Below are 12,977 nucleotides of genomic sequence, written 5' to 3'. Positions count from 1 at the left end.
GTAAAAGTCAGCGCTGAAGCCTGAGGGAATTCAGAAAAAATCAACCAGTTCAGATGCCTGATGACATCTGAGCTGGCTAAATTTGAAGCATTAATGATTAACGCGGATTGTCGGTTGGGGCAGGTTAGAAACGGGTATTCACGGCGTCATTCAGAATTGCTAATAAATGTTCGGTATCGACCCAGTTCAGGCAAGGATCGGTGATGGATTGGCCGTAGGTTAACGGCTGTCCGGCCACGATTTTTTGCGTGCCCTCGACCAGGAAACTCTCCGCCATCACACCCACGATTGCCGTAGAACCGGCGCGAATTTGCTGACCGATGTCTTCGGCGACTTCCAACTGGCGACGATGCATTTTCTGGCAATTACCGTGGCTGAAATCGACCACCAAATGCTCGGGTAAATCGAATTCACGCAGGCTATCACAGGCAGCGGCAATGTCCGTAGCGCCATAATTAGGTTGTTTACCGCCGCGCATAATAATGTGGCCGTAAGGGTTACCGCTGGTTTGGTAGATGGTCATCTGGCCGGTTTTATCCGGCGACAGGAACATATGACCGGCCCGAGCCGCACGAATGGCGTCAATAGCGATACGGGTGTTGCCATCGGTGCCGTTTTTAAAGCCAACCGGACAGGACAACGCCGACGCCATTTCACGGTGGATCTGACTTTCCGTGGTGCGAGCGCCGATGGCACCCCAGCTAATTAAATCGGCAATATATTGCCCGGTCACCATATCCAGAAACTCGGTGGCCGTTGGTAATCCCAGTTCATTCACGCTCAGCAACAGCTTACGTGCCAATTCTATGCCAAGATTGACCTGACAGGAGCCATCTAGCGTCGGATCGGAGATCAAACCTTTCCAGCCCACCACGGTGCGAGGTTTTTCGAAATAGGTACGCATCACGATTTCCAGTCGATCTGCATAGCGTTCCCGCAGCACATTCAGGCGAGTAGCATAATCAATGGCAGCATCCAGATCGTGAATAGAGCAGGGGCCGACCACCACTAATAGACGAGGATCTTCACCGGTCAGGATTTTTTCAATGCGCTTACGTGACGCGGTCACGTTATTGGCTACGCCGGAAGAGATAGGCAACTTATCCGCCAACTGTTGTGGCGTGATCAGGCTATCGATGCGCGCGGTCCGCAGTTCATCTGTTTTATGCATGGATATTCTCTAAAAATGTTCTTCTCTGCGGCAGGAATACCGGGAAGTGATGGCGATCACAATAAACCAAAACCAGACGAATTCAACCGCCGCAGAGGAGATTAATAGAATTTATATCGAATTCGGTATATTCAATCATTTATATGAATGCAGCCTTAAAACATCCGGCGACTCATTCCTAAAATATCCAGGATTTTGGTCGATATCTCTTCAACGGAATAATTGGTGGAATTTAGATAGCGGATTTGATTCTTGCGAAACAGCGCCTCGACTTCGCCGACTTCCATACGACACTGTCGTAAAGAGGCATAACGACTGTTTTCCCGCCGCTCTTCACGAATTGCTGCCAGCCGCTCGGGGTTTATGGTTAAACCGAACAGTTTGTGCTGAAAGGGTTTAAGCGCCGCAGGTAACTGCAGATTATCCATATCATCGGCAATAAAAGGGTAGTTGGCGGCACGAATGCCAAATTGCATCGCCAGATACAGACTGGTGGGCGTTTTACCGCAACGAGATACGCCCAGCAAAATCACCTGCGCCTGATCCAGATTGCGCAACGAAATGCCGTCATCATGAGCCAGCGCATAATCGATAGCGGCGATACGGGCGTCGTATTTTCCCAAATTGCTTTCGGTCAGGCCGTGGGTGCGGTTGAGCACCGGCTGAGGCGCAACGCCCAGTTCGTCCTGGAGTGGCGCAACCAGCGACTGGACGATGTCCTGACAGAATCCCTCACTGCGTTGGATTATCTCGCGGACTTCCGACGAAATAATCGAATAGAACACCAGCGGGCGGACGCCGGTAGACTGATAAATCTCATTTATCTGCTGGCAAACCGCTTCAGCACGGGCGGCGCTTTCGACAAAAGGTAAGGTAAAGGTCGTGGCATCAACCGGAAACTGCGATAGCACGGCGTGCCCCAAGACTTCCGCCGTAATGGCGGTACCGTCTGAAATATAAAAAACGCTTCTTTCCACCCTGACTCCTTTAAGCCACTGCCCGAATAATCATCTGTGATCTGTCTGATAGTGTGCCTTATTCCCGTTTTGGGTAAAGCTTTTGCCGCAGAATTGCCCTTAAAAAATTTTTTTGTGTTGGGTTGATCGATTCACCTGTCCATAGCTAACGGAGCATTGTGCTAGTCTGATCCCTGCTGTTTAACAGCAAAGATAACTTTTATTCGTACCCTACTGAATGTAAAAGGATTGTTTAGATGTCGAACAATGGCCGAACCCTGCGTAATGTGCTTTGGTACAACCAGCTTGGTATGCACGATGTTGACCGTGTGGGCGGTAAGAATGCCTCCCTGGGTGAAATGATAACCAATCTTTCTGAACTGGGCGTTTCTGTTCCCAACGGATTTGCCACCACGGCCGAGGCGTTTAACGACTTTCTCGAGCAAAGTGGCGTTAACCAACGTATTTATGAGCTGCTGGATAACACCGACGTTGATGATATCGCGCAGTTGGCTAACGCCGGTGCCCAGATTCGTCAATGGGTGATTGATACGCCGTTCCATCCTGAGTTTGAACAAGCTATTCATGAAGCTTATCAACAGCTTGCCGACGGCGAGCCGGAAGCCTCCTTTGCCGTGCGCTCCTCGGCGACGGCGGAAGACATGCCCGATGCGTCCTTTGCGGGTCAACAAGAAACCTTCCTCAACGTTCAGGGTATCGATGCGGTGATGGTGGCGATTAAACATGTGTTTGCCTCCCTGTTTAATGACCGCGCCATCTCCTACCGGGTGCATCAGGGTTACGATCATCGCGGCGTGGCGCTGTCTGCCGGCGTTCAGCGGATGGTGCGCTCCGATCTGGCCTCGTCCGGCGTGATGTTCACCATCGATACCGAATCCGGTTTTGATCAGGTGGTATTTATCACCGCCGCCCACGGTTTGGGTGAGATGGTGGTGCAGGGCGCGGTTAATCCTGATGAATTCTACGTTCACAAACCTACGCTGCGTAATGGCAAACCGGCCATTGTTCGTCGCAATATGGGTTCGAAAAAAATTCGTATGGTGTATGCCGATAGCCAAGAACACGGCAAACAGGTGTGTATTGAAGATGTACCAGAAGATCTGCGCAATCGTTTCGCTTTGACCGATAAAGAAGTCGAATCCTTGGCTCATCAGGCTTTACTGATTGAGCAGCATTATGGTCGCCCGATGGATATCGAGTGGGCCAAAGACGGTCACACCGGCAAGCTGTTTATCGTACAGGCGCGTCCGGAAACCGTTCGTTCCAATGAACAAGTGATGGAACGCTACCTGTTGAACAACCAGAGCGAAGTGCTGGTTGAAGGGCGAGCTATCGGTCACCGAATCGGTTCAGGTCCGGTCAAAGTCATTCATGATATTAGCGAGATGGATCGCATTCAGCCCGGTGATGTTCTGGTGACAGATATGACCGATCCTGATTGGGAACCTATCATGAAAAAGGCGTCGGCCATTGTCACCAACCGCGGGGGGCGAACTTGTCATGCAGCGATTATTGCCCGTGAACTGGGGATTCCTGCGGTTGTGGGTTGTGGGGATGCCACCGATCGTCTGCGTGAAGGCCAGAAGGTGACCGTATCCTGCGCCGAAGGGGATACCGGCTTTGTCTATCAGGATCTACTGGACTTTTCAGTGCAAAGCTCCGAAGTGACCGAACTGCCTGAGTTACCGTTAAAAATCATGATGAACGTCGGTAATCCTGATCGTGCTTTTGACTTCGCCCGTTTGCCAAACGAAGGGGTTGGTCTGGCGCGTCTGGAGTTTATTATCAACCGCATGATAGGCGTGCACCCAAGGGCGCTGCTGGAATTTGATAAGCAGGAACCGGCGTTGCAGGCTGAAATTAAAGCGCTGATGCACGGCTACGACGATCCGGTTGAGTTTTACGTCGGCCGCCTGACCGAAGGCATTTCGACGTTGGGTGCGGCTTTCTGGCCAAAACGCGTGATCGTGCGTCTGTCTGACTTCAAATCCAACGAATACGCCAATCTGGTGGGCGGCGCGGCCTACGAACCTCATGAAGAGAACCCGATGCTGGGCTTCCGCGGTGCCGGTCGTTACGTGGCCGATAGCTTCCGTGATTGTTTCGCCTTGGAATGTGAAGCTGTCAAACGTGTGCGTAACGAAATGGGGTTAACCAACGTTGAAATCATGGTGCCATTCGTGCGTACCGTGGCGCAGGCGGAGGCGGTGGTAGCCGAACTGGCTAAGCAAGGGCTGAAACGTGGTGAGAATGGCCTGAAAGTCATTATGATGTGTGAAATCCCCTCGAACGCATTATTGGCCGATCAATTCCTCCAACATTTCGACGGATTCTCCATTGGTTCGAACGATATGACGCAGCTGACGTTGGGGCTGGATCGTGATTCCGGCGTGGTATCTGAGCTGTTTGATGAGCGCAACGAGGCGGTGAAAGCCTTGCTGTCGATGGCGATTCAGGCGGCAAAACGGCAGGGTAAATACGTCGGGATTTGTGGGCAGGGCCCGTCAGATCACGCCGATTTTGCTCTGTGGCTGATGGAGCAGGGCATTGATAGTCTGTCTCTGAACCCGGATACCGTAGTGCAAACCTGGATGGATTTGGGGCAGGTTAAACCTGTAACCCATTAATATCTAAGGTACGTCATTCTTTGAAGATCCGTAGCTTAGGCTGCGGATTTTTTTCTGGAATTTTATAACCTTTAGAAACTGTTTTTGATTGGGAATATAAGGGTGAGAGGCAATAATTCATTATTTGGCGCGGAAGACAAAAAAAAGCCCATCATAGGAGATAGGCAAAGACTACACACAGCAATTAGGGTATTCGGTGCTGATATTGCGATAAAGCAATAATCTACTGATTTATTTAAACATCTCAAATGAGTTGTCGATTAATAATAATCTTAAATAAAATAAGTTAGATAGTCATTAAGAATCATCCTAATAAAAACGGTTGTTTATCAGTGACTAAATGAAAGAGTGTGGGCGGTTTTATAGTGAATAACAATGCTGTTTTAATAAACTTGAGTTTCTTAACGTGAAAAAAGAATGGAGAGTGTTGAACCTAAAGCTTTATCTATTATTTGGGCAAGGAGGGAATGAGAAAATAATGGCTCGCCAGTATTACCAACGAGCCATTGTGCTATTAGAGTTCATCTAAGTGTTTAGCGACTTCGGCGACATCTTCTACCGGCTCAGGCGCTTCATGAATCCAGGCGCTCACCAGGCGATATGAGACGGCCAGAACCACCGGGCCAATAAACAGGCCAATCATGCCGAAGGAGAGCAAACCGCCGATAACGCCAGACAGAATCAGGATCATAGGCAGGTCTGCGCCCATACGGATCAGCACTGGCCGCAGCACGCCGTCTAGCGTTCCGACTACGCAGCTCCAGACCAATAGCAGAGTGCCAAAAGTATTGTCCCCGCTCCAGTACAGCCAGATAACCGCCGGAACCAGTACGAGTAAGGGGCCAAGTTGCGCGACGCAGCAAACAAACATCACTACCGTCAATAACATCGCGTAGGGGATGCCGGCGATAGCCAGTCCAATTCCGCCCAGAATCCCTTGCACCAGCGCGGTAACAACCACGCCCAACGCTACGGCCCGAATGGCTTGCGCCGCCAGTATGACGGCAGCATCGCCGCGTTTATCTGCCAGACGAACGGCAAAATGGCGAATCCCCAGTGCGACGTTTTCACCGTGGAAATACAGCAGGATACTGAATAACACCATTAGAGTCAGATGCAGCAGGAAGCGGCCAACGTGAGCGGCCTGAGCCACAAACCAGGTGGCGGTTTCCCCCACGTAAGGCTGAACTTTCGCCATTAGCGCATTGCCGCCGCCGGCTATCAGGGTATGCCAGCTGCTGTAGAGTTTGTTACCGAGCATCGGAACAGATTTTAGCCATGCCATTTCCGGTATCTGTAAATTCGCCGGACTGCTGGCCCATTTAATTAACGGAGCGCTATTTTCCAAAACGCTACTGACCAACAGCGCAATTGGGATAACGAACAGCAGAATTAACAGCAGTGTCATAATGACAACGGCTAATGAGCGCCGTCCCCAAAGTAACCCCTGCAAACGAATCAATAAAGGCCAGGTAGCAATAACCACCATTCCCGCCCAGGCGAACCCCAAAATAAAGGGTTGAACCACCCAGAAGCTGGCAATGATCATTATCAAAATGAATATCACGCCAAATATGAGTTTGGGTAAGTCGTAACGATGTTGTTGCGGGTAATTCATCGGTGAGTTCTCGTTTCGATAAGTAGGGCAAGGTCGCCGTATTCGGACTGACTGTCTAATCATGGTGTATTTTTGCGTAATTTAACAGATTCATAGCATTTTTACTGACGGAGCTGAGTAATAAAAGCACGCTTATTTTGTGAGGTAGATTCATTCGCGAATCATTTGGTTCGGGGAATAGCCGGTGTTACAGCGATGTCGTTCTATTGAGAGAAATATCACAGAGGTATCGCGTTATAGAGAGAGAATGCCGCAGAGCTAGACTCGACGCTAATGGCACCAGCGGCGCGGAATGGTTTACATCTTCTTATGCCAACCCCGTATTCGTGTTTTACAACGCCGGTTTTACCGCGACGTTTGCTGCCTGAAAGTTTCTGACGTGGGCTTTTTTACACTCTATGCGAGTTGATCTGTTCGTTGGCAGGGCAATATAAAATGTTGATCGTTAATCAATTATTATTCTATTCCTCCCTGCAATGAGCCAAGCCTTTCTCATCATTCTGAATTGTCATAAATGATTCGACAAGAGCATTAACAAGCGGCTAACCTTTCTGCCACTGGAGTACGTATATTCGCTGATGTGACAGGGTGATGCGCGGCGGATGGCGTGTGTGAAAACAACATAGATAGGGTCAACCATAATGATCCCACGGATTTCTCAGGCCCCTGGCGTCTTACCGCTGGTGCTGGACTTTTTGAAGGCATTGAAGCAACACGGTTTTACCGGCGACACCGCCACCGATTACGCCGACCGCCTGACGATGGCAACGGACAACAGTATCTACCAATTGCTGCCCGATGCGGTGGTATTCCCGCGATCCACCGCCGATGTCACCCTGATTGGTCGTTTGGCCGGAGAATCGACGTTTCAATCTTTGACCTTTGCCCCACGTGGCGGCGGCACAGGCACCAACGGTCAAGCACTGAATACCGGTATTGTGGTGGATATGTCCCGCCATATGAATCGCATTCTGGAAATCAACACTGAGCAAGGCTGGGTGCGAGTTGAAGCCGGTGTGATTAAAGATCAACTTAATCAATATTTGCGTCCGCACGGCTATTTCTTCTCTCCCGAACTCTCTACCAGCAACCGCGCCACGTTAGGCGGCATGATTAATACCGATGCTTCCGGGCAAGGCTCGTTGGTGTATGGCAAAACGTCCGATCATGTTTTAGGTCTGCGAGCGGTGCTTTTGGGGGGCGAACTGCTGGATACTCGCGCGCTGCCAACTGCTCAGGCCGAAGCGATCGCCGCCGAGGAGTCGGTAATTGGGCGTATTTATCGTAGCGTGCTGGAGAGTTGTCGGGATAACCGCGCGCTGATTCTGGAAAAATTCCCCAAACTGAACCGTTTCCTGACCGGTTACGATCTGCGCCATGTTTTGAGTGATGATCTGCAATCTTTTGATTTAACACGTATTCTATGCGGGTCGGAAGGCACGCTGGCCTTTATTACCGAAGCCAAGCTGGACATTACCCGTCTGCCGAAAGTGCGGCGGTTGGTGAACGTTAAATATGATTCCTTCGATTCGGCCTTGCGCAATGCGCCTTTCATGGTGGAAGCCAAGGCGCTGTCGGTGGAAACGGTGGATTCTAAGGTGCTGAATCTGGCCAGAGAAGACATTGTGTGGCATTCAGTTAAAGAATTGATCACCGATGTGCCAGATAAGACGCTATTGGGACTGAATATTGTCGAATTCGCCGGAGATGATCGGGAACTTATCGACGAGCAAATGGCCTCGTTGTGTCAGCGGTTAGATGAATTGATGTCTACGCAGCAGGGCGGTGTGATTGGCTATCAGATTTGTGACGATCTGGCCGGTATTGAGCGCATCTACGGTATGCGTAAAAAAGCCGTAGGATTGCTCGGAAACAGTAAGGGTCAGGCTAAACCCATTCCTTTTGCCGAAGATACCTGCGTTCCGCCGCAAAATCTGGCGGACTATATCGTCGAATTCCGTCAGTTGCTGGATAGCCATAACCTGAGTTATGGCATGTTTGGTCACGTAGACGCCGGCGTGCTGCATGTGCGTCCGGCTTTGGACATGTGCGATCCGCAGCAGGAAATGCTGATGAAACAGCTTTCCGATCGGATAGTCGAGCTGACTGCGCGTTACGGGGGCTTACTGTGGGGAGAACACGGAAAAGGTTTCCGCGCTGAATATAGCCCGGGTTTCTTCGGTGAAAAACTGTATCACGAGCTGCGGCGCATTAAGTCTGCTTTCGATCCGCTCAATCGCCTGAATCCGGGGAAAATCTGTTCTCCGTTAGACAGTGATGCGCCGATGATGAAAGTCGATACCTCGGCAAAACGCGGCATAAAGGATCGACAAATTCCGCTGACGGTGCGCACGTCATTCCGCGGCGCAATGGAATGTAACGGCAACGGATTATGCTTTAATTTCGATGCTCGCAGCCCGATGTGTCCTTCAATGAAAATCAGCGGCAACCGCATTCATTCCCCGAAAGGTCGCGCCACATTGGTGCGGGAATGGCTGCGTTTGCTGAGCGAACAGGGCGTCGATCCTCTGGTACTGGAAAACGGCCTGGCTAATCGCCGGCCTAGCCTGCGTGGACTGATCGAAAAAACCAGACATAGCTGGCGCGCCAATCGAGGGGACTACGATTTCTCCCACGAAGTGAAGGAGGCGATGTCAGGCTGTCTGGCCTGCAAAGCCTGTTCGACTCAATGCCCGATTAAAATTGACGTGCCGGGGTTCCGTTCGCGCTTCCTGCAGCTGTATCACACCCGTTATCACCGTCCGTTGCGTGATTACGTGGTCGCTGGCGTGGAAAGCTATACGCCGCTGATGGCCAAGGCGCCCAACCTGTTCAATTTCTTCCTGAAACAGCCGTGGGTGAGCGAACTGAGTCGCCGGAGTATTGGGATGGTGGATTTACCGCTGCTCTCGACGCCGACCCTGAAACAGGCGCTGTCCGGCCACTATGCCAGCACGATGACGTTGGAACAGTTGGAAAAACTGAGTGATGAAGAACGTAGCCATCATGTGCTAATTGTACAGGATCCTTTTACCAGTTATTACGATGCACAGGTGGTGGCTGATTTTGTTCGATTGGTAGAAAAACTCGGTTTTAATCCGGTCTTGCTGCCGTTTTCGCCTAATGGTAAAGCCCAACATATCAAAGGTTTTTTACAGCGATTCGCTAAAACTGCGACTAAAACCGCCGAGTTCCTTAATCGAATTTCCTTATTAGGCATGCCGCTGGTGGGCGTCGATCCGGCCTTGGTACTGTGCTATCGCGATGAATATCAGGAAATGCTTGGAGAGCGTCGCGGTCACTTTAAGGTGCAACTGGTACATGAATGGTTACAGACGACATTGCCGGATAGCCCAGCGCAGCCATTGAACGATGAACCTTGGTATTTGTTTGGCCACTGTACTGAAAGCACCGCGCTACCGGCCAGCGGGCAGCAGTGGGCGGGGATATTTTCACGCTACGGCGCGCGGCTGGAAAACGTCAGCGTTGGCTGTTGCGGTATGGCGGGCACCTACGGTCACGAATCGAAGAATCTCCATAACTCGATCGGAATTTATGAACTATCATGGCAGCAGGCATTGCAGAAATTGCCGGAAAAACGCTGTCTGGCAACGGGTTATTCATGCCGTAGCCAGGTAAAACGAATGGAAGGAAATAGCCTCAGGCATCCGTTACAGGCTCTATTGGAGATAGTTTAATGCTTTGGAAACGAGCAGCTACGCTGGCAGACTTGAATCAAGTGGGTGAAGGTTGCATGGTGTCCCATTTGGGCATCGAAATTACCCGCATCGGGGACAATGAAATCGAAGGGACAATGCCGGTGGATCACCGCACGCGCCAGCCTTTTGGCCTACTGCACGGCGGGGCGTCTGTGGTGTTGGCGGAATCGCTGGGCTCAATGGCGGGTTATCTATCCACCGAATGTGATCAACAGGTGGTAGGGTTGGAAATTAATGCCAACCACCTGAGAGCGGTGCGGGAAGGGGTGGTTCGCGGCGTGTGTCGGGCGGTTCACGCTGGCCGTACTCATCAGGTTTGGCAGATCGAGATTTTCGATCAGCAGGATCGGCTTTGCTGTACATCACGTCTCACTACGGCAATTTTAGGCAGCTAGCGTCTGTCTTCATTTTGCCTAATCTGAAGCGGTATTTTCAGAACCGGACAGCGCCGGTTCTGAATATTTCTTAATCCTTGTCAGACACAGTTTCCTTTCATTCAATCCCTTACCCGCGAACGGCTTATTTTTTCACGATCAAATCGGTCACTTTTTGCCGTAGAGGTTTCCTCCGAGGGGGATTTTCGGCTAAAGTTAGCGTAGAAATAGGTATTTCCTATGAATGTTTAAAATTATTAGAAGTAAAGGGAAATTGGCCTCTAATAATGCAGGGTTTTCAGTTATTATTATGAAATATATTGTGTGATTTCATAATGATAATATTGTGCGACTCTCTTCCGTTTTTTCTGGCCATCGCAGCGTTCCTTATAGGTTGCCGCCTCACCCGGGGTTAAAAAGGCACTTTTCTTAATATCCCTGCAAAACAAACGGTTGAAGTGATAATTATTATCACTACCATTGTGAACAATCTGTGTTGACGCCGAGTGAGGTTCAACCAGCATAATAACAACTAATAAGGTTGTTGAGATAGATAAGGTAGGTCATATGCAACAGGATACAGTTGGTACATTTTCACTCGACGACAATGATTGGCAGGGCGTCACCATTACTGACAGTGCCGCCGCGCAGATTGCCCGCTTAATGCAGCAAGATCCCGAAGTGAAAGGGCTGCATCTGGGCGTTAAACAATCCGGCTGCGCCGGGTTTGCCTACGTGATGGACATGGCAAAAAACCCTGCCAATGACGATCTGGTTTTCGAGCATGGCGAAGCCAAAATTTTTGTACCGTTAAAAGCGATGCCTTTTATTGATGGCACGGAAGTAGATTATGTCCGCGAAGGGCTGAATCAGATCTTTAAATTTAATAATCCTAAAGCTCAGCATGCCTGCGGTTGTGGCGAGAGTTTTGGCGTTTGAGTGATGTAAACGAAATGACACGAAGCAATGTAGAAGTTCCAGATGATGTGCAGGCTTGGGTCAGTGATGGTCGTTACAAAGAAGGCTTCTTTACCCATTTAGCCACCGATGAGTTGGCCAAAGGCATCAACGAAGATGTGGTGCGAGCGATTTCGGCCAAACGTAACGAACCTGAGTGGATGCTGGAATTCCGTCTCGGTGCTTATCGAAGCTGGCTGGAGATGGAAGAACCGCATTGGCTGAAAGCCCACTATCAAAGCCTGGATTATCAGGATTACAGCTATTACTCGGCACCATCTTGCGGTAGCTGCGATGACAACTGCGGTTCCCAACCCGGCGCAGTGCAGCAGCCGACCGACGGCGAAGATCTCGGCACCGCCGCCAATGATTATCTCACCGCAGAAGTGGAAAACGCCTTTGCCCAGTTAGGGGTTCCGGTTCGTGAAGGGGCGGAAGTGGCGGTAGATGCGATTTTTGATTCGGTTTCGGTCGCCACCACTTATCGTGAAAAACTGGCTGGCCACGGGATTATTTTCTGCTCTTTTGGTGAAGCAATTCAGGAATTCCCGGATCTGGTTCGCAAATACCTCGGCAGTGTAGTGCCCGCCAAAGATAACTTCTTTGCCGCATTGAACGCCGCCGTGGCTTCGGACGGCACCTTCGTATACGTGCCGAAAGGCGTGCGTTGCCCGATGGAGCTTTCTACCTACTTCCGTATTAACGCGGCGAAAACCGGCCAGTTCGAACGCACCATTCTGATTGCCGATGAAGACAGCTACGTAAGCTATATCGAAGGCTGTTCTGCGCCGGTGCGTGATACCTATCAGTTGCATGCGGCGGTGGTGGAAGTGATTCTGCACAAAAATGCCGAAGTGAAATATTCCACGGTGCAAAACTGGTTTGCCGGTACGGCCAGCACCGGCGGCATTCTCAACTTTGTTACCAAGCGCGCTCTGTGTGAAGGGGAAGGTTCAAAAATGTCGTGGACTCAGTCGGAAACCGGCTCGGCCATTACTTGGAAATACCCGAGCGTGATTTTGCAGGGTGATAACTCCATCGGCGAATTCTTCTCCGTGGCGTTGACCAACGGTTATCAGCAGGCCGATACCGGCACCAAGATGATCCACATTGGCAAAAATACTAAATCCACCATTATCGCCAAGGGGATTTCCGCCGGCCATAGCCAGAATACCTATCGTGGTCTGGTGAAAATCCTACCGAGTGCGGAAAATGCCCGTAACTTTACCCAGTGCGACTCGATGTTGATTGGGCCGGATTCCGGCGCGCACACCTTCCCGTATGTGGAAGTGCGCAACAACAGCGCTCAGTTGGAACACGAAGCCACCACCTCCAAGATTGGCGATGACCAACTGTTCTATTGTCTGCAGCGGGGCATCAGCGAAGATGACGCTATCTCGATGATCGTCAACGGATTCTGTAAAGATGTCTTCTCGGAATTACCGCTGGAATTTGCCGTCGAAGCGCAGAAATTGCTCGCCATTAGCCTGGAACACAGCGTGGGTTAATCCCGTGGCATTTGCACCGCACAGCG

The 12,977-nt window shown here is 50.6% G+C and carries 8 protein-coding genes and 1 other RNA gene; 5 read left to right on the top strand and 4 right to left on the bottom strand.

Features of this window, described 5'->3' with window-relative positions:
- Nucleotides 1-124: 124 nt before the first annotated feature.
- Nucleotides 125-1,171: a 3-deoxy-7-phosphoheptulonate synthase gene (locus ACQ4OC_RS04270; protein ID WP_064514002.1), complete on the bottom strand. Its 1,047-nt coding sequence runs from the start codon at nucleotides 1,169-1,171 to the stop codon at nucleotides 125-127.
- A 155-nt stretch (nucleotides 1,172-1,326) separates the two neighbouring features.
- On the bottom strand, nucleotides 1,327-2,148 hold the full coding sequence (ppsR, locus tag ACQ4OC_RS04265; RefSeq protein WP_064514000.1) for a posphoenolpyruvate synthetase regulatory kinase/phosphorylase PpsR: 822 nt from the start codon (nucleotides 2,146-2,148) through the stop codon (nucleotides 1,327-1,329).
- Nucleotides 2,149-2,384: 236 nt separating this feature from the next.
- Here ppsR and ppsA point away from each other — a divergent pair, with 236 nt between their 5' ends.
- Nucleotides 2,385-4,775 carry a phosphoenolpyruvate synthase gene (gene ppsA / locus ACQ4OC_RS04260; RefSeq protein WP_064513998.1) on the top strand — a complete coding sequence of 797 codons (2,391 nt, stop codon included), beginning with the start codon at nucleotides 2,385-2,387 and terminating at the stop codon, nucleotides 4,773-4,775.
- 136 nt (nucleotides 4,776-4,911) lie between these two features.
- On the opposite strand, the gene rprA is transcribed toward ppsA, so the two are convergent.
- Together rprA and ydiK are read right to left on the bottom strand one after the other, a co-directional pair.
- Nucleotides 4,912-5,016: antisense sRNA RprA (rprA, locus tag ACQ4OC_RS04255), an RNA gene on the bottom strand.
- 273 nt (nucleotides 5,017-5,289) lie between these two features.
- Nucleotides 5,290-6,393 (bottom strand): AI-2E family transporter YdiK, encoded by a 1,104-nt coding sequence (ydiK, locus tag ACQ4OC_RS04250; RefSeq protein WP_064513996.1) that lies wholly within the window; start codon nucleotides 6,391-6,393, stop codon nucleotides 5,290-5,292.
- A gap of 641 nt (nucleotides 6,394-7,034) precedes the next feature.
- Between ydiK and ydiJ the strand changes: the two genes are divergently transcribed.
- From ydiJ to sufB, 4 genes are all read left to right on the top strand, one after another.
- On the top strand, nucleotides 7,035-10,091 hold the full coding sequence (gene ydiJ, locus ACQ4OC_RS04245; protein WP_430970962.1) for a D-2-hydroxyglutarate dehydrogenase YdiJ: 3,057 nt from the start codon (nucleotides 7,035-7,037) through the stop codon (nucleotides 10,089-10,091).
- The gene (locus tag ACQ4OC_RS04240) at nucleotides 10,091-10,507 is read left to right on the top strand and encodes a hotdog fold thioesterase (RefSeq protein WP_064513993.1); all 417 of its coding nucleotides are present in this window, start codon (nucleotides 10,091-10,093) and stop codon (nucleotides 10,505-10,507) included. The genes ydiJ and ACQ4OC_RS04240 overlap by 1 nt, the downstream gene beginning before the upstream one ends.
- 546 nt (nucleotides 10,508-11,053) lie before the next feature.
- On the top strand, nucleotides 11,054-11,425 hold the full coding sequence (sufA, locus tag ACQ4OC_RS04235) for a Fe-S cluster assembly scaffold SufA (protein WP_064513991.1): 372 nt from the start codon (nucleotides 11,054-11,056) through the stop codon (nucleotides 11,423-11,425).
- 14 nt (nucleotides 11,426-11,439) lie between these two features.
- A complete protein-coding gene (gene sufB / locus ACQ4OC_RS04230) occupies nucleotides 11,440-12,951 on the top strand; it encodes a Fe-S cluster assembly protein SufB (RefSeq protein ID WP_064513990.1) in 1,512 nt (503 codons plus the stop codon).
- The last annotated feature ends 26 nt before the right edge of the window (nucleotides 12,952-12,977 follow it).

This window comes from Yersinia sp. J1, assembly GCF_050586585.1.
Taxonomy (GTDB): Bacteria; Pseudomonadota; Gammaproteobacteria; order Enterobacterales; family Enterobacteriaceae; genus Yersinia; species Yersinia entomophaga.
Note: the sequence above shows the minus strand (reverse complement) of the source record. Positions and strands in the feature narration are given on the sequence as shown.